We start from the raw sequence: 17,486 nt of genomic DNA on the forward strand, positions 1-17,486 counted from the left end.
GTCCTGATGCCTGACATCACAGTCATCGCCGATGAGGGAATGGTCGGTTCCTCCGGCACTGTCCGTCTCGTCTTCCGTGCCCGCGCCCCCTACTACGACGGCGACGTGTTGGTGAAACCGCGGGGGATCGCGAAAGACTTCGCCTACAACGTCGCCAAGACTGTTTCCCTGCGGCCCGGGCCGTGGCAGGTGTCCGGGATCGGGAAGACCGCCGTCTATTTCGATGTGGGGGAGACGGCGACGACGTTGAAGGCGTTGATCGAAACGAACCTCGACATTCCCGGGACGGCGCCGACCGCCACGCTGTCGCAGGCGGTGGAGGCGTGGATGGCGGCGAACGTCAACACCGAAGTGACCGACACGATGATGACGTCGCTACTCGCCGATCCGGATTCGGATGCGTCGGCGGCGGTCGCGGCGCGGGCTGTCGAGGTCACCGCCGACAAGCTGTCGAAAACGGACGCTGACGCCTCTTATGCCCCGACCGAGACCGAGACCTGGGCGCGCTGCTACGCGGGCACCGCGCGCCGCTACGTCTCACCGATCGGTTCGGACACCAACGACGGACGCTCGGCGGGCGATGCGTTCCTGACCGCCGAAGCCGCCTACGCCGATCTCCCTGCCGGGGGCGAGGTGATCATGCTGCCCGGTGTGCATCTGCATCCGGCCAATACCTTCAAGATCACCAACACCGCCACCATTCGCAATAAGCCGGTCACCTTCCGTGGCGCAGGCGTACGCAAAACGATCTGGCAGCGCACCGTCGACCTGCCAATGATTCGCGTCATGGGCGACCCCGCCGTGGCGCTGGACTCCACCATGCTCGCCTCCGACGTGTCCTTCGAGCAGATGACCTTCGACGGCCAGGGCTTCGATGCCGGTGGTCCCGGCTACTCGTCCAACCTGATCGAACTGCTGGAGGTCAACCACATCGAGTTCGACCGCTACCGGCTCTACAACGTGGCCGGGACCGGCCTGTTCGGGCGGGCGGTGGAGAACTCGAAAATGCAGCGCGGACGGCACTCGGCGCTGGGTACCACGGTCGGCTCGAATCGGGCCGGGATGATGTTGACCAACGGCACCAGCCTGGAATCCAACGGCTTTCACTGGAACTCAATCGACTTCGAGATCACCTACGGTGGCCGCGACATTCACATCATCGGCGACACCACCCGCAAGGCGCAGAACTTCATCTTCATCACCCCCAAGTTCGAGTCGGCACCGTCCTCGGCAGCCAGCGGCTACGCGCCGTCGCAGCGGGTGCTCTTCGAGCGGGTGGACGAGGCACTGTTCGTGGGGGCGAAGTTCATTCGCGGCCTGGGCACCCAGCTCGACGTGTCGCTGTCGGCGAAGGTGCGGGTCATCGGGTCGGAGTTCATCGACGGGCAGGGCGCGTATGCGTTGCGCTTCCAGGACGGCGACGGGCATCTGGTGGACACCAGCACCTTCCAGGGGTCGGCAGCTATGTCGACGGCGGGGGGTGCGCACATTCGGATCGATCCGACTGCCATCGTGAACATCGGTTCCACCCGGCACACCATCGTCGGCACCGAGAAGGCCATCGACGATCTATCGGGTCAGGGGCGGCGGATGGCCCAGGTCCGTGACAGTGTGGGCGCACCGATGCCATTCCAGAAGGCGGGCGTCACCGCCGGTGGGTCGGGCTACATGGGCGCGATCCAGGGCTCCACCGTGGAGTATGTGGTGCCGCGTTCGGGTCGGCTGGTGGCGTTGACAGCGTATTCGTCGGCCACCATCACCGCCGGGACGATCACGTTCACCGCGCAGAAGAACGGGTCCGCGGTCGCATTGCAAACGGTGCTCAACACCGCCAACAAGAGCCGGGTCACCGACCTCGGCTACAGCGGTGGGGTTGCGGTCGCCGCCGGAGATGTGGTGCGGGTGGAGTGGTCGGCCTCGGCTGATATTGCCCCGTCCACGGCGAACCTGAACGCGATGCTCTACGTGGTGCCCGACGTGGCCTGATCCGCGCCCCGCCCATAACCCGAATCGTCAGGTCGCTTTTCTGTCGTGAGAATCCGGTAACCTGTCGGGGTGGCGGCAAGTACTGCCGCCACCCCACATAGGTCGACCCCGGCCAGGTGCTACCAACACCGCAAGCCGGGGCCTCGCCATAATCCAGAATGGACCTGGACATGACTGCGCCTCACGCTACCCAGTTCACCCCCGAACTCCCCACCGAACGCGAGTTCGACCTCTTCATCGACGCGTTCCTGTCGCGCTACAGCAACAACACCCGCCGCGAATACGAACGCGACATCCACATGTTCCGCGACTGGTGCATGACCGAAGGCGGCGGAATCCACCCCTTCCAGACCCGCCGGCGCACCATAGAGGCGTACGTCCGCCACATGACCGATGTACGCGGCAACCAACCCCGCAGCGTCAACCGCCGCGTAATCTGCCTGCGCCAGTTCTACGAGTTCGCCCTCGACGACGACTACATCATCAAGAACCCGTGCCGGAACGTGCGGATGGCGAAACCGAAACTCGACCTGTCGAAGAAGGTCCACCTCAACCGTGAGGAAACCCAACGGTTCCTGCGCGCCGCGTACGACACCAGCGCATCCGAGTACGCCATGTGCGCGCTCATGGCCTACCTCGGCCTGCGAGTCAGCGAAGTGTGCGAGCTCGACGTCCCGGACGTCATGCACTACTCCAAGGGGCATCGGGTCATCACGTTTGTCGGGAAGAACGGCGACCCGGCCACCGTCCCGCAACCTCCGGTCATCATGCGGGCACTCGACGCTGTCATCGAAAACCTCGACGACAGGAAGGGGCCACTGTTCGTGCGGCGTGACGGCTCACGAATGACGCGGCGGTCGGCGGATCGCGTTGTGAAACGCGCCGCGAAGAAGGCGGCGATCAGCGACATGGTGGTGTCGCCTCACACCCTCCGGCATGGAGCAATCGCCAACGCCATCGACGCCGGCATCCCGATCCGCGACGTCCAGCTCATGGCCCGGCACCGCGACATCTCGGTGACGATCCGCATCTACGACAGAGGCCGCTTCAACCTCGACACCCACGCATCCCACGGCCTGGCCGCCTACCTCGGTGCCGTCGGATAGAACCCTGATAGCACTACGCGCCCGTCCTCACATCGAGGGCGGGCGCGTTTTTGCGTTGGTGGCTGTAGTCCGCTGGCTTTGGCTGTATCTGAGGCTGTAGCTGGTTATCGAATGTGCCTCTGATCTGGAGCGGGTGACGGGAATCGAACCCGCGTAGCTAGTTTGGAAGACTAGGGCTCTACCATTGAGCTACACCCGCGTGCCGCGCCACCTGTGGGATCACCACCGGCGTCGCGTGCGCACCAGACTGTACCCGGTGCGGTCGGCGATCTCGAAATCGCCTCGCGGGTTCCTCATCCGCCCGGGTCTGAGTGCACCCGTTTAGGTCGTCGGCAGGCCGCCACGTACTATCTTCTGTTGGCCCTGCTCTGCGTTCTCACCGGTCTCCGGTACGTGCCGCGACGAGGGGTCGACCGGGATGTGGCGCAGCTTGGTAGCGCATCCGCTTTGGGAGCGGAGGGTCGCAGGTTCAAATCCTGTCATCCCGACTCAGGTGAACGACCTCGAGACTTGTCATTACCCGACGCAGAAATGCAGATGTTAGGAGCAGGCGTGAAGAGCACCGTCGAGCAGCTGAGCCCGACCCGAGTGAAGCTCAATGTCGAAGTCCCATTCGAGGAGTTGTCCGGGGAGTTCGACCGGGCCTACAAGTCTCTGGCCCAGCAGATCCGCATCCCGGGCTTCCGTCCGGGTAAAGCGCCCGCCAAGCTGATCGAGGCCCGGGTCGGTCGCGATTCGATCCTCGCCCAGGTGGTCAACGACGCGCTCCCGACGAAGTACTCGCAGGCCGTCGAGGAGACCGACACGAAGGCCATCGGACAGCCCGAGATCGACCTTGCCGAGCTCGTCTACGGCGATCCGGTCACCTTCACCGCCGAGGTCGACGTCCGTCCGGACGTCGAGCTGCCGGACTACTCGACACTGGCCGTCGAGGTCGACGCCATCGAGGTCGACGACGCCGAGGTCGAGGAGCAGGTCGAGGGACTGCGAGCCCGATTCGGCACGCTGAAGGGCGTCGACCGTGGCGCCGAGAACGGTGACTTCGTCTCGATCGACCTGGCCGCCACTGTCGACGGCGAGGCCGTCGAGGAGGCCTCGACCGAGGGTCTGTCGCACGAGGTCGGCTCCGGTCAGCTGATCGAGGGCCTCGACGACGCTCTGGTCGGGATGAAGACCGGCGAGAACAAGGAGTTCACCACCAAGCTCGTCGCCGGCGACCATTCCGGTGAGGACGCCCAGGTGACCGTGACCGTGAACTCGGTCAAGGAGCGCGAGCTCCCCGAGCTCGACGACGAGTTCGCCCAGATGGCCAGCGAGTTCGACACCGTCGCCGAACTGCGCGACAGCCTCGTCGAGCGCGTCGAGCAGTCGAAGAAGCTCGAGCAGGCCAACGCGATCCGCGACAAGGTTCTCGAGGACCTGCTCGAGAAGGTCGAGATCCCGCTGCCGGAGAAGGTCGTCGCCGACGAGATCGAGGGCCAGCAGCATCAGGTGATCCACGCACTCGGTCACGATGACGAGCAGGTCGCCAAGTTCCTTGAGGCGCAGGGCAAGACGCGCGAGGAGTGGGACAACGAAGCCCGCGAAGAGGCCGAGAAGTCGGTCAAGACGCAGTTGCTGCTCGATGCCATCGCCGAGCAGCAGGACACCGACGTCTCGCAGGACGAGCTGACCCAGCAGATCCTGTTCCAGGCCCAGCGTTACGGGATGCAGCCGCAGGAGTTCATCCAGCAGCTGCAGAACGCCGGCCAGGTCGGCGCGGTCTACGCCGATGTCCGGCGGGGCAAGGCGCTCGCCGGGATCGTCTCGGACGTGACGGTGACCGACAGCAAGGGCGCGGCCGTGGACACCGACGAGTTCTTCGGCAAGCCCGAGGAAGCAGCCGACGACGACGCAGCCGACGACGACAGCGCGGAGAACTGAGTATCCACACGTAGATGCACGAACAGCCGGAGCCGGGTCATCACCCGTCGCCGGCTGTTCTGCTCTCAGCGAAGAGCGGTGTCATCGGGACTGTCCGTCCGGCCGCATTGGTTAGTGTCGATGAGGACGTCGAGATGGCCACCGGGCCGACCCCGGGCATCGCACAGACGAAGGTAGACCCCTAATCGGTTGACGCGGTCGAGGACCGCATGTCACCACGACAGGCAAAGGTAGGAACTGTGAGTGAGCCGACCATCCACACACCAACGCTGAGTTCGGGAGTGGCCGGGCTGAACCTGACCGACTCCGTGTTCGAGCGACTGCTCCGAGAGCGCATCATCTTCCTCGGCACCCAGGTCGACGACGACATCGCGAACCGGTTGTGCGCGCAGATCCTGTTGCTCGCCGCCGAGGATCCGACACGCGACATCAATCTCTACATCAATTCACCGGGTGGTTCGGTCACCTCGGGCATGGCCATCTTCGACACCATGCAACTGGCGGAGTGCGATGTCGCGACCTATGCCATGGGCATGGCGGCGTCGATGGGGCAGTTCCTGTTGGCGGCCGGTACGCCGGGCAAGCGCCACGCACTGCCGCACGCGCGGATCATGATGCACCAGCCGTCGGCGGGTATCGGCGGCACCGCGGCCGACATCGCGATCCAGGCCGAGCAGTTCGCGGCCACCAAGAAGGAGATGAACCGTCTCAACGCGGAGTTCAGTGGGCAGCCGCTGGAGAAGATCGAGGCCGACGCCGACCGTGACAAGTGGTTCACCGCTCAGGAGGCCAAGGACTACGGGCTGGTCGATCACGTGGTCACCCGCGCATCGGTGATGCCGTCCTGATCTCCGCCGACCATCCCAGTCCCACGAGGCCACTCACAGCAACGGAGCACAAGATGACCAACTCCAGCTCGCTCGACTCCCGACTCCCGGGGTCCCTCCCGGCCGACGTCGCGGCCGGAATCCCGGCGTCGGCACTCGCGCTGCGTGCCATCGAGGCGCGGTACATCCTCCCGCAGTTCATCGAGCACACCCCGAACGGTCAGCGTCAGTACGATCCCTACGCCAAGCTGTTCGAAGAGCGCATCGTGTTCGTCGGTACGCCGATCGACCAGACCGTTGCCAACGACGTGATGGCGCAGCTGCTCGTCCTCGAGTCGCAGGATCCCGACCGCGACATCACGATGTACATCAACTCCCCGGGCGGCAGCGTGCCCGACATGCTCGCGATCTACGACACGATGCAGTACGTGCACTGCGACATCGTGACGGTCTGCCTCGGTGAGGCGGCGTCGGCGGCCGCGATCCTGCTGGCCGGCGGTACACCGGGCAAGCGGGCGGCACTGCCCAACGCGACGATCCTGATCCATCAGCCACGGACCGGCGGCGCGTATCAGGGGCAGGTCTCCGACCTCGAGATCCAGGCTGCCGAGATCGAACGGATCCGCTACCGCCTCGACGAGATCCTCGCCGGCCACACCGGACAGGACCCCGCGAAGATCCGTAAGGACACCGACCGCGACAACATCCTCACCGCAGATGCGGCCAAGGAATACGGGATCATCGACGAGGTCTTCGAGTACCGCAAGAAGTCGTTCAGGAAGTCGTCGTCCTGACCTAGAGGTACGTGCATCGGCTCGACACGCCGGGCCGATGTGCGTGCCCGAGGTCGCCGCCACGGTCATCCTTGACGTCTGCGCCGCAGTGCCTCACCGGATACCGACGCGCAGGCGAAGATGACGATCAGATAGACAGAAGACGACCGAATCGGGACACGACATTTGTCCTTATCGGTCGAAGTTCGAGCGGCACGCGGGTACCGTCAGGTTAATGGGCATTCCGATCGTCGGTCGGTGGTCCATGCCCGGCTGCACGCGGAGACCGTCCGCCGGTTCGACCGGAGCGACAAGGAAGGTACGGCACAGATGGCACGAATCGGAGACGGTGGCGATCTGCTGAAGTGCTCTTTCTGCGGAAAGAGTCAGAAGCAGGTCAAGAAGCTGATCGCCGGGCCCGGCGTGTACATCTGCGACGAGTGCATCGACCTGTGCAACGAGATCATCGAGGAGGAACTCGCCGAGAACGGCGACGTGAAACTCGACGAGCTGCCGAAGCCGGTCGAGATCCGCGACTTCCTCGAGAACTACGTCATCGGCCAGGACACCGCCAAGCGCACTCTCGCCGTGGCCGTCTACAACCATTACAAGCGAATCCAGGCCGGCGAGAAGAAGGATTCGCGCAGCGGTGAGACCGTCGAGATCGCGAAATCCAACATCCTGATGCTCGGGCCCACCGGCTGCGGCAAGACTTACCTCGCACAGACCCTCGCCAAGATGCTCAACGTGCCCTTCGCGATCGCCGATGCCACCGCCCTCACCGAGGCCGGCTACGTCGGTGAAGATGTGGAGAACATCCTCCTCAAGCTGATCCAGGCGGCGGACTACGACGTCAAGCGCGCAGAGACCGGGATCATCTACATCGACGAGGTGGACAAGGTCGCGCGCAAGAGCGAGAACCCCTCGATCACCCGCGACGTGTCGGGGGAGGGTGTGCAGCAGGCTCTGCTGAAGATCCTCGAGGGAACCCAGGCATCGGTGCCGCCGCAGGGGGGACGCAAGCATCCCCATCAGGAGTTCATCCAGATCGACACCACCAACGTGTTGTTCATCGTCGCGGGTGCGTTCGCAGGGTTGGAGAAGATCGTCTCCGAGCGAATCGGTAAGCGCGGCATCGGTTTCGGCAACGAGGTGACCAGCAAGGATGACGTTGACACCTCTGATCACTTCGCCGAGGTGATGCCGGAGGACCTGATCAAGTTCGGTCTGATCCCCGAGTTCATCGGGCGTCTGCCGATCCTCGCATCGGTGACCAACCTGGACAAGGACTCGCTGGTGAGCATCCTGTCCGAACCGAAGAACGCACTGGTGAAGCAGTACACCAAGCTCTTCGAGATGGACAACGTCGAACTCGAGTTCGCCCAGGACGCACTGGAGGCGATCGCCGATCAGGCCATCCATCGCGGCACCGGCGCCCGTGGTCTCCGCGCCATCATGGAAGAAGTCCTGCTGCCGGTGATGTACGACATCCCGAGCCGCGACGACGTCGAGAAGGTCGTCGTCACCGGAGAGACGGTGCGCGACAACGTGCTCCCGACGATCGTCCCGCGCAAGGAAGGTCGCGACGAGCGGCGCGACAAGAGCGCCTGAGAGAGTTTCTGCTCCGCGAGGAGCGAGGGCCCGTACGACGAGCCCCGAAGGGCCACCCGCCCTTCGGGGCTCGTTGCTTTTTGCGCCCTGCGGGACGCCCGCGAGTTCGCCCCTGCGAGATCAGACGGTGGGACTGGGCTCGAGGCGCACGACGACGGCCTTCGACACCGGGGTGTTCGACTCCTTCGCCACCGCGCCGAGCGGTACCAGCGGATTGGTCTCGGGGTAGTAGGCAGCGGCATTGCCGCGCGGCGTCGCGTAGGCGATCACCTCGAACCCACTGACCCGTCGTTCCTGCACCCCGTCGCTCGCGGCGAATTCCGACACGATGTCCACCCGATCGCCGGCCCGTAGACCCCGGCTCTCGATGTCGTCGGGGTTCACCATGATGACCCGGCGGTTGCCCTTGATGCCGCGGTAGCGGTCGTCGTGGCCATAGATCGTGGTGTTGTACTGGTCGTGGCTGCGCAGCGTCTGCAGGATCAGTCGTCCCTCTGGGACGCGAACCCACTCGAGGGGATGCACGGCGAAGTTGGCGCGGGAGGTCGCGGTGTCGAACTCGCGACGGTCACGCGGTGGGTGCGGCAGGACGAAACCGTCGGACAGCCGCACGCGGGTGTTGAAGTCCTCGAAGCCGGGGATCACCCGCGAGATGTGATCCCGGATCGCGTCGTAGTCGCCGCGGAACGCCTGCCAGGGCACGGTGTGGTCGGGTCCGAGAACTGCGGTCGCGAGGTCACAGACGATGGCCACCTCGCTGTGCAGTTCGGATGATGTGGGTGGTAGGGAACCGCGGGAGAGGTGTACCACCGACATGGAGTCCTCCACCGAGACCTGCTGGGGGACACCGTTCACCACATCCTTGTCTGTACGTCCGAGGGTGGGCAGGATGAGTGCGGCCGTGCCGGTGGCCAGGTGGGACTCGTTGAGTTTGGTACTGACCTGAACGGTCAGCGAGCACCGCTCGAGCGCCGCTCGGGTGTACTCGGTATCGGGGGCGGCCGAGACGAAGTTCCCGCCCATCGCGACGAACAGCCGGACGTCGCCACGAGCCATCGCCCCGATCGCCGCGACGGTGTCGTAGCCGTGGGCACGTGGACTCACGATGCCGAACTCGGCGTCCTGGGCGGCGAGGAACGACTCGGGCATCTTCTCGAAGATCCCCATCGTGCGGTCGCCCTGCACGTTGGAGTGGCCGCGCACCGGACACAGCCCCGCGCCGGGTTTGCCGATCATGCCGCGCAACAACAGCACATTGGTGCCCTCGCCGATGGTCGCGACGGCGTGGTGATGCTGGGTGAGACCCATCGCCCAGCAGAGCACGATGCGTTCCGACGACGCGACGGCGTCGGCGAGGTCGATGATCGCCGCATGGCTCAGTCCGGTCGCCTCGAGGACGTCGGCGAAGTCGACGTCGTCGAGCAGCCGAAGATAGTCGTCGACCCCCGCGCAGTGCCGATCCAGGAATTCCTGATCGAAAACCGTTCCGGGGGCGGCACGCTCGGCGTCGAGGAGCAGACGCGCGACCCCGCGGAACAGGGCCATGTCACCACCGAGGCGAATCTGCAGGAAGTCGTCGGCAAGCTTCACCCCGTGCCCCACCACGCCGCTCGCCTTCTGCGGGTCCTTGAACCGCATCAGCCCGGCCTCGGGCAGTGGATTGATGGCGATGATCCGGGCGCCGTTGTGCTTGGCCTTCTCCAGCGTGGACAGCATGCGCGGATGGTTGGTGCCCGGGTTCTGCCCGGCGATCAGGATCAGGTCGGCGGCCTCGATGTCGGGCACGGTGACCGATCCCTTGCCGATCCCGATCGAGGCGCCGAGCGCCGCACCGGACGACTCGTGACACATGTTGGAACAGTCGGGGAGGTTGTTGGTGCCGACGCTGCGAGCGAACAGCTGGTAGACGAACGCGGCCTCGTTGCTGGTCCGTCCCGAGGTGTAGAAGACCGCCTCGTCCGGCGACGACATCGCGGCGAACTCGTCCGCGATGATGCGGTTCGCCTCGTCCCAGCTCACCGGCCGGTAGTGGGTGTCACCGGCGGCCAGGTGCACGGGATGGGTCAGTCGTCCCTGCTGTGACAGCCAATAGCCCGACTTCTCGCGCAGATCGGCGACGGAGTGGGTCGCGAAGAACTCCGGGGTCACCCGCCGCTTGGTGGCCTCCTCGGCCACGGCCTTGGCCCCGTTCTCGCAGAACTCGGCGTGCTTGCGGTGTCCGGGGGTCTCCGGCCACGCGCAGCCGGGGCAGTCGAAGCCGTCGCGCTGATTCAGCTTGGTGAGCGTCCGCGCCGTCCGCAGTGGCCCCATCTGCTCCAGCCCGCGCGCCAGCGCGACCGCCACCGCGGGCACGCCCGCCGCGTAATCCTTGACGTGTCCGACGTGGACGGCGTCCGGTTCGGCGATAGGGGTTTCGTCGCGGGGCTGTGCGGGACTCATATCACCATCTTGCCCCCAGAGACCGGACGCTTCACAGAGACTGGTTCCATGGCGCAACAGGATGCAGGACAGCGGGTGGCGGGGATCGTGCTGGCGGGCGGACGCTCACGGCGGATGGGCCGAGACAAGGCGGCGCTGGAGTGGGAGGGCGAGCCGATGCTGGCTCGCGTGGTGCGGGTGGTCGGGGAGCGCTGCCAACCGGTGCTGGTGGTAGCGAACGAGGAGTCCGCCGCATACCGGTCGCTGTACGGCACCGGCGGTCCGGAGGCGCAGTGGGTCACCGACGAGGCACCGGGCACAGGTCCGCTCGGTGGGCTCGCGGTCGGACTGGCGCGAGCCGCGGAGGCGGGCGCGGAGTGGGCCTTCGTGTGCGCCACCGACATGCCGCTGATCTCCGTCGACCTCGTCGACGAACTGATGCGCGGTGTGACGTCGTCGAACCAGGTGGTGATCGCGACCGACGCCCAGCGCGACCATCCGATGGCAGGTGTCTACCGAACCGATGTGGCCGGGACGCTCGGCCGACTGACCGACGCCGGGGAACGCCGGATGCTGGCCGCGCTCGAGCTGCTGACCACCCATCGTGTGGCGGTGAGCAACCCCGAGTGGCTCACGAACGTCAACGCGCCGGAGGACCTGCATCGGCTCCACGTGTGAGACACATGGAGGCCTCGCGGCCGAACACGTACGGGCCTGCAGTCCAGTGGGGACCCGTTCCCTAAGATTGTGGGGTGACCACATCCGATCCCACCCGTGAATTGCCGAAGTCCTGGGACCCCGCCGAGCATGAGGACAGGCTCTATCAGGGATGGGTGGATGCCGGCTACTTCACGGCCGATACGACCAGTGACCGGCCGGCCTTCTCCATCGTCATCCCCCCTCCGAACGTCAACGGCTCGCTGCACATGGGGCACGCCTACGAGCACGTGCTGATGGATGCACTGGCCCGCCGGCGCCGGATGCAGGGTTACGAGGTGTTGTGGCTGCCGGGCATGGACCACGCCGCGATCGCGATGCAGACGATGGTCGAGCGCAAGCTCGCCGGCGAGGGTCTCACGCGCGACGACCTCGGCCGTGAGGCCTTCATCGAACGTGTGTGGACCGAGAAGGCCGAGATCGGCGACAACATCGGTACCCAGATGCGACGGCTGGGCGACAGCGTCGACTGGAGCCGCGAGCGGTTCACCATGGACGACGGACTGTCCCGCGCGGTGCAGACGGTGTTCAAGCAGATGTTCGACGACGAGCTGATCTATCGCGCGGAGCGACTGGTCAACTGGTCGCCGGTGCTCAAGACCGCGATCAGTGACATCGAGGTCAGCTATGCCGACGTGGAGGGCGAACTCGTCAGTTTCCGGTACGGCAGTCTCGACGACGGCCAGCCTCATATCGTCGTCGCCACCACCCGGCTGGAGACGATGCTCGGCGACACGGCGATCGCCGTCCATCCCGACGACGAGCGGTACGCGCATCTGATCGGCACCGAACTCGAGCATCCGTTCTCCGACCGGATGATCCCGGTGATCGCCGACGATTATGTCGACCCCGAATTCGGTAGTGGTGCAGTGAAGATCACACCCGCCCATGACCCCAACGACTTCGCGATCGGGCAGCGGCACGACCTGCCCATGCCCACGATCATGGACGACGAGGCCCGGATAGCGGACACCGGGACGCCGTTCGACGGCATGGATCGGTTCGAGGCCCGGGTCAAGGTGCGTGAGGCACTGGCCGAGCAGGGGCGCATCGTCAAGGAGGTGCGGCCCTATCTACACAGCGTCGGTCACTCCGAGCGCACCGGGGAGCCGATCGAACCGCGACTGTCGATGCAGTGGTGGGTGAAGGTCGATTCCCTGGCCAAGGCGGCGGGTGACGCGGTCCGCAACAGCGACACGGTGATCCATCCGCCGTCGATGGAACCGCGCTGGTTCGGCTGGGTCGACAGCATGTACGACTGGTGCATCTCACGTCAGTTGTGGTGGGGTCATCGCATCCCGATCTGGTACGGCCCGGACGGTGAGGTGGTGTGCGTCGGTCCCGACGACCAGGCGCCGGAGGGGTACGTGCAGGAGACCGACGTCCTGGACACGTGGTTCTCGTCCGGACTATGGCCCTTCTCCACGATGGGCTGGCCCGACAAGACGGCCGACCTCGAGAAGTTCTATCCCACTTCGGTTCTCGTCACGGGCTACGACATCCTGTTCTTCTGGGTGGCCCGGATGATGATGTTCGGCACCTACGTCGGGCCGCAGTTGGGCGAGGGCGCCGAGGTCCCGTTCCACAATCTGTTCCTGCACGGCCTGGTCCGCGACGAGCACGGTCGCAAGATGTCGAAGTCGAAGGGCAACGGTATCGACCCGTTGGACTGGGTGGAGCGATTCGGCGCCGACGCCCTGCGTTTCACGCTCGCACGAGGCGCCAACCCGGGCAGCGACATCTCGGTCGGGGAGGATCACGCCCAGTCGTCGCGCAACTTCGCCACCAAGCTCTTCAACGCGACCAAGTTCGCGATGATGAACGGGGCGACCCTCGGAGATCTGCCGGAACGATCCACCCTCACCGAGGCGGATCGCTGGATTCTGGATCGCCTCGCGACCGTTCGTGCCGATGCCGACGCCGGGTTCGAATCGTACGAGTTCTCCAAGGCCTGCGAGGCCCTGTACCACTTCGCGTGGGACGAGGTGTGTGACTGGTACCTGGAGTTGGCGAAGGTCCAGTACGCCGAGAACGACGCGGAGCGTTCGCGGTCGACCTCATTGGTGCTCGGCACGGTGCTCGACAGCCTGCTGCGCCTGTTGCATCCGGTGATGCCCTTTGTCACCGAGGCGTTGTGGACGGCACTGACCGGCAAGACGTCGGTCGTGGTGGCCGAGTGGCCCCACGGCGCCGACGGCGCCGCCGGCGACGCCGCGGCGGCCCGGCACATCGACGATCTGCAACGCCTCATCACCGAGGTCCGCCGATTCCGCAGCGACCAGGGACTCAAGCCGGGGCAGCGGGTGGCGGCCGAGATCGACGGCCTCGACGTCGCCGGACTGGCCCCGTCCCGGGCCTACCTCGATTCCCTCGCCCGCCTCGAACCCGCGGGTGACGACTTCTCGGCCACCGCAACCATCGACGTCCGGTTGTCGGCGACCACGGTGACCGTGCGTATCGACACGTCGGGGACGGTCGACGTGGCGGCCGAGCGTAAACGCCTGACCAAGGACCTCGCCGCTGCCGAGAAGGAATTGGCCGGGACCACAGCGAAACTCGGCAACGAGCAGTTCCTGTCCAAGGCCCCCGACCACGTCGTCGCGAAGATCCGCGACCGGCAGCAGGTCGCCACCGAGGAAGTCGAACGGCTCGGTGCCGCCCTCGATGCGCTGAGCGGCTCGTGAGTCCGCGCGAGCGCGGACACGGCAGCGCCGACGACGAGGACGTCGACGATATCGACCGTGACCACCTTGGCGAGGATCCGCGCGACCGCGATGAGATCGATGTCGATCCGCTCGGTGCCGCTCCGCTGCCGACCGACCTGGGGTCCTTGCTCGCCGGCCGCGGCGGGGCCCCCGACGACCTCTATGCCGACGACGACGACGGTTCCGGGTACGAGGAGTCCACGGACGACGACGGGGATCGCGCTGCATCGTCGGTCGACGCAGGCCCACGTGATGACCCGGCCACTCTCGCCGAGCTCGCGGAGCTGGAGGCCGAGCTCGACACGCGCTGGCCGGAGACCAGGATCGAGCCGTCGCTGACCCGGATCTCGGCGCTGATGGATCTGCTCGGCTCGCCGCAGCACAGCTATCCCGCGATCCACATCGCGGGTACCAACGGCAAGACGTCGGTGACGCGGATGGTCGATGCGCTGCTCATCGCACTGCACCGACGGACCGGCCGGATCACCAGCCCGCACCTGCAGCGGGTCACCGAGCGGATCTCGGTGGACGGTAGGCCGATCAGTGCGCGGCACTACATCGACACCTACCGCGAGCTCGAGCCCTACATCACCATGGTCGACGACTCCTCGACCGCGACCGGCGGACCGCGGATGAGCAAATTCGAGGTCCTCATCGCGATGTCGTATGCGGTCTTCGCCGAGGCTCCGGTCGACGTCGCGGTGGTGGAGACCGGGATGGGCGGACGCTGGGACGCCACGAACGTCATCGACGCCGCCGTCGCGGTGATCACGCCCATCGCCATGGACCACGCCGACTATCTGGGCGACTCCCTGGGTGCGATCGCATCCGAGAAAGCCGGGATCATCAAGAAGGCCGACGACGACGAACTCCTGCCCACCGACCCGGTCACGATCATCGCGGCGCAGGAACCCGAGGTGTCGGACGTGCTACTCCGGCAGGCGGTCGAATCGGAGACGATCGTCGCGAGGCAGAACTCCGAATTCGCGGTGCTCGACTCGATGACCGCCGTCGGAGGTCAGCTGTTGCGTCTGCAGGGACTCGGCGGTGTCTACGACGAGGTCTTCCTCCCCCTGCACGGAGCCCACCAGGCGGCGAATGCGGCGCTGGCGTTGGCCGCCGTCGAGGCGTTCTTCGGCGCCGGTGCGGATCGGCAACTCGACATCGACGCGATCCGTGCGGGTTTCGCATCGGTGACGAGCCCCGGTCGTCTCGAGCGGGTGCGGAGTGCGCCCACCGTCTTCGTCGACGCCGCGCACAATCCGCACGGCGCCACCGCGCTGGCGCAGGCGCTGGCCGAGGAATTCGACTTCCGACGCCTCGTGGGCGTCATCGGCATGCTGGGCGACAAGGATGCCGAGGGCTTCCTGGAGGCTGTCGAGCCGGTCTTCGACCAGATCGTGCTGACCAACAACGGATCCCCGCGTGCGGTGGACACGGAGTCGCTCGCCGAGATCGCGCGACCGATCTTCGGGGATGACCGAATCGTGGTGAAGCCCTTCCTGCCGGACGCGGTGGAGACGGCGATCGGCCTGGCAGAGGAATCCGAAGGTGAGCCCGTTTCCGGTGCGGGCGTGGTGATCACCGGGTCGGTGGTCACTGCCGGCGCCGCGCGCACACTGTTCGGCAAGGAGCCCTCATGACTGAACCGGTTCGGTTCACCCCACCCGCCAACGACCCGTGGAAGGGCCTGCGTGGCGTGATGGCCGGCACGCTGATCCTCGAGGTCATCGTCCTCGGCCTGGCATTCCCGATCGTGGCAAACATCGGCTCGGGCCTGACGTGGCTGTCGGGTGTCTACCTGGGCGTCGTCGTGCTCGCCCACATCCTGGCGGCCGGATTGCAGGGCCGCCCGTATGCGCTGCGACTCGACCTGGCGCTCCAGGTACTGGTGATCGTCGGCGGCGTCTTCCACTGGTCGATCGCCGTGATCGGGGTGATCTTCCTCTGCGTGTGGGTGTACATCGCGTACATCAAGCACGATGTGGAGGTGCGGATCGCCCGGGGCATGCTGCCGGGCCAGCAGCCACTCGACGGCTGACCTCTCCGTTTCGACAGCCACCAGTCCGGGTTCGGCGAGTGCAACACGTGTTGCCCGACTGTGACCTCGAGGCCCTCGCTTTTGACCCGGCGGGGCTGTGACAATGTCGCTGCCGGGGGGCGCTTTTTCGTGCGTTCCCTGTGTCCGACTTCCAGTGATGTGAGGAAACGCTTGTCTGTCAACACCCGCCTTCACCGCCCCTTGGCCACCGCCGCGATGGCGCTGGCCGTGATCGGATCGTCGCTGGCCGCCGGTACCGCCAACGCCGCGCCACCGGTCGATCCGGCGGATCTGCCGGTCGCCGACGCGCCGATGCCGGTGTCGGAGGGGGAGTACAGCTACGTCGCCACCCACGACATGACGATGCGCGCGGCCTCGATGAAGGTCCCTGATGCGGTCGCGTCCCTGCCGGTGCCGGCTCAGTACCGTCCGGCGAACCTGGCGCTCGCGGCCCAATTCGACATGGCGCTGGCCGGCGCTCTCAAGTCCCCGGGAGGCTGCCTGCAGATCGTCGTGGATCCGCGCGCGAAGTCGGGCAACCTGTTCAACTACGGATTCTTCCCGGTCGCCGGGACCTACTGCCAGTGACTCGTGCTGGTGGGAGCGAAGCAGGCGAGCAGACCGCAACGATAGGGTGACGTCGTGACTGAACGGACTCTGGTACTCATCAAGCCCGACGGCGTCGAGCGGTCGCTGGTCGGCGACATCATCAGCCGGATCGAGCGCAAGGGGCTGACCCTCGTGGCGCTGGAACTCAAGACCGTGAGCGACGACGTGGCGCGCGGACACTACGCCGAACACGAGGGCAAGCCCTTCTACCCGTCGTTGCTGGAGTTCATCACCTCCGGCCCACTGGTCGCGGCGGTGCTCGAAGGACCGCGGGCCGTGGCCGCGTTTCGGCAGATCGCCGGTGGCACCGACCCGGTCGAAAAAGCCGTCCCGGGAACCATCCGTGGCGACTTCGCATTGAGCACCCAGACCAATCTGGTGCACGGCTCGGACTCACCGGAGTCCGCCGAGCGCGAGATTGCGCTGTGGTTCCCTGACCTGGGCGTCTGACCGCGGTCTCACCCGCGTCCCTCGTGCCGTGGACACCTCGGCAGTAGGCAAACACGCATAGTGTGCGGGGATCGACTCGTGGTGTGGGATACTTGCACAGTTGTCGGTGACACACTTTGTCGTCGGCAGCCGGATGACGCCTCCGGTATCGGTCACCCCGATCACCGGTCTTCCCCATCAGGCTCGGGCTGCCCTGGCAGCCGGACGGCTGGCTCGAACGCCCGCGGCCCGATGGCGTGGAAGACCTGACCGGTTGAGGTCATCAACAACGCAAGGCGCCGCCTCGCGACCAGTCATTACAGGTCGCGGAGAAGGCGCGA

At 66.0% G+C, this 17,486-nt stretch carries 13 protein-coding genes and 2 tRNA genes; 13 read left to right on the forward strand and 2 right to left on the reverse strand.

The features are described from left to right. Window positions 1-6: 6 nt before the first annotated feature. Together ACPXCG_RS18840 and ACPXCG_RS18845 are read left to right on the forward strand one after the other, a co-directional pair. On the forward strand, window positions 7-1,986 hold the full coding sequence (locus ACPXCG_RS18840) for a hypothetical protein (protein WP_425793609.1): 1,980 nt from the start codon (window positions 7-9) through the stop codon (window positions 1,984-1,986). Window positions 1,987-2,156: 170 nt separating this feature from the next. Continuing rightward, complete coding sequence (locus ACPXCG_RS18845; protein ID WP_425793610.1) at window positions 2,157-3,092, forward strand: tyrosine-type recombinase/integrase; 936 nt, start codon at window positions 2,157-2,159, stop codon at window positions 3,090-3,092. 125 nt (window positions 3,093-3,217) lie between these two features. Here ACPXCG_RS18845 and ACPXCG_RS18850 read toward each other — a convergent pair. After that, window positions 3,218-3,291 (reverse strand) — tRNA-Gly (locus ACPXCG_RS18850). Between the two features lie 215 nt (window positions 3,292-3,506). Here ACPXCG_RS18850 and ACPXCG_RS18855 point away from each other — a divergent pair. The 5 genes from ACPXCG_RS18855 (at window position 3,507) to clpX (ending at window position 8,226) form a co-directional block, all read left to right on the forward strand. Next, window positions 3,507-3,580, forward strand: a tRNA-Pro gene (locus ACPXCG_RS18855). 64 nt (window positions 3,581-3,644) lie between these two features. Continuing rightward, on the forward strand, window positions 3,645-5,015 hold the full coding sequence (tig, locus tag ACPXCG_RS18860; protein ID WP_425793611.1) for a trigger factor: 1,371 nt from the start codon (window positions 3,645-3,647) through the stop codon (window positions 5,013-5,015). Window positions 5,016-5,254: 239 nt separating this feature from the next. After that, window positions 5,255-5,863, forward strand: coding sequence for an ATP-dependent Clp protease proteolytic subunit (locus tag ACPXCG_RS18865; RefSeq protein WP_161059423.1), 609 nt, complete (start codon window positions 5,255-5,257; stop codon window positions 5,861-5,863). A gap of 53 nt (window positions 5,864-5,916) precedes the next feature. After that, a complete protein-coding gene (locus ACPXCG_RS18870; protein WP_425793612.1) occupies window positions 5,917-6,636 on the forward strand; it encodes an ATP-dependent Clp protease proteolytic subunit in 720 nt (239 codons plus the stop codon). A gap of 309 nt (window positions 6,637-6,945) precedes the next feature. Beyond that, window positions 6,946-8,226 (forward strand): ATP-dependent Clp protease ATP-binding subunit ClpX, encoded by a 1,281-nt coding sequence (gene clpX / locus ACPXCG_RS18875; protein ID WP_425793613.1) that lies wholly within the window; start codon window positions 6,946-6,948, stop codon window positions 8,224-8,226. A 120-nt stretch (window positions 8,227-8,346) separates the two neighbouring features. Here clpX and ACPXCG_RS18880 read toward each other — a convergent pair whose 3' ends face one another. Beyond that, window positions 8,347-10,665 (reverse strand): FdhF/YdeP family oxidoreductase, encoded by a 2,319-nt coding sequence (locus tag ACPXCG_RS18880; protein ID WP_425793614.1) that lies wholly within the window; start codon window positions 10,663-10,665, stop codon window positions 8,347-8,349. Between the two features lie 48 nt (window positions 10,666-10,713). On the opposite strand from ACPXCG_RS18880, the gene mobA reads away from it, so the two are divergent. The 6 genes from mobA to ndk all read left to right on the forward strand — a co-directional run bounded on the left by mobA (window position 10,714) and on the right by ndk (window position 17,166). After that, on the forward strand, window positions 10,714-11,322 hold the full coding sequence (mobA, locus tag ACPXCG_RS18885; protein ID WP_425793616.1) for a molybdenum cofactor guanylyltransferase: 609 nt from the start codon (window positions 10,714-10,716) through the stop codon (window positions 11,320-11,322). A gap of 74 nt (window positions 11,323-11,396) precedes the next feature. Continuing rightward, the gene (locus tag ACPXCG_RS18890; RefSeq protein ID WP_425793618.1) at window positions 11,397-14,045 is read left to right on the forward strand and encodes a valine--tRNA ligase; all 2,649 of its coding nucleotides are present in this window, start codon (window positions 11,397-11,399) and stop codon (window positions 14,043-14,045) included. Next, window positions 14,042-15,709: a bifunctional tetrahydrofolate synthase/dihydrofolate synthase gene (gene folC, locus ACPXCG_RS18895; RefSeq protein ID WP_425793620.1), complete on the forward strand. Its 1,668-nt coding sequence runs from the start codon at window positions 14,042-14,044 to the stop codon at window positions 15,707-15,709. Before ACPXCG_RS18890 ends, folC begins: the two co-directional genes overlap by 4 nt. Beyond that, entirely contained in the window at window positions 15,706-16,107 is a 402-nt protein-coding gene (locus ACPXCG_RS18900) for a DUF4233 domain-containing protein (protein ID WP_425793622.1), read from the forward strand. The genes folC and ACPXCG_RS18900 overlap by 4 nt, the downstream gene beginning before the upstream one ends. 171 nt (window positions 16,108-16,278) lie before the next feature. Next, window positions 16,279-16,695: a hypothetical protein gene (locus tag ACPXCG_RS18905; protein WP_425793623.1), complete on the forward strand. Its 417-nt coding sequence runs from the start codon at window positions 16,279-16,281 to the stop codon at window positions 16,693-16,695. A gap of 54 nt (window positions 16,696-16,749) precedes the next feature. Beyond that, a complete protein-coding gene (gene ndk / locus ACPXCG_RS18910; protein ID WP_425793624.1) occupies window positions 16,750-17,166 on the forward strand; it encodes a nucleoside-diphosphate kinase in 417 nt (138 codons plus the stop codon). Window positions 17,167-17,486 lie beyond the last annotated feature (320 nt).

This window comes from Gordonia sp. DT218, assembly GCF_049847105.1.
Taxonomy (GTDB): domain Bacteria; phylum Actinomycetota; class Actinomycetes; order Mycobacteriales; family Mycobacteriaceae; genus Gordonia.

Bases quoted from the DNA above. Each gene is read 5' to 3' on its own strand.
- ACPXCG_RS18870 (WP_425793612.1), top strand. From the start codon at position 5,917: ATGACCAACTCCAGCTCGCTCGACTCCCGACTCCCGGGGTCCCTCCCG.
- ACPXCG_RS18845 (WP_425793610.1), top strand. From the start codon at position 2,157: ATGACTGCGCCTCACGCTACCCAGTTCACCCCCGAACTCCCCACCGAA.
- ACPXCG_RS18880 (WP_425793614.1), bottom strand. From the start codon at position 10,665: ATGAGTCCCGCACAGCCCCGCGACGAAACCCCTATCGCCGAACCGGAC.
- ACPXCG_RS18900 (WP_425793622.1), top strand. From the start codon at position 15,706: ATGACTGAACCGGTTCGGTTCACCCCACCCGCCAACGACCCGTGGAAG.
- ACPXCG_RS18840 (WP_425793609.1), top strand. From the start codon at position 7: ATGCCTGACATCACAGTCATCGCCGATGAGGGAATGGTCGGTTCCTCC.
- mobA (WP_425793616.1), top strand. From the start codon at position 10,714: ATGGCGCAACAGGATGCAGGACAGCGGGTGGCGGGGATCGTGCTGGCG.
- clpX (WP_425793613.1), top strand. From the start codon at position 6,946: ATGGCACGAATCGGAGACGGTGGCGATCTGCTGAAGTGCTCTTTCTGC.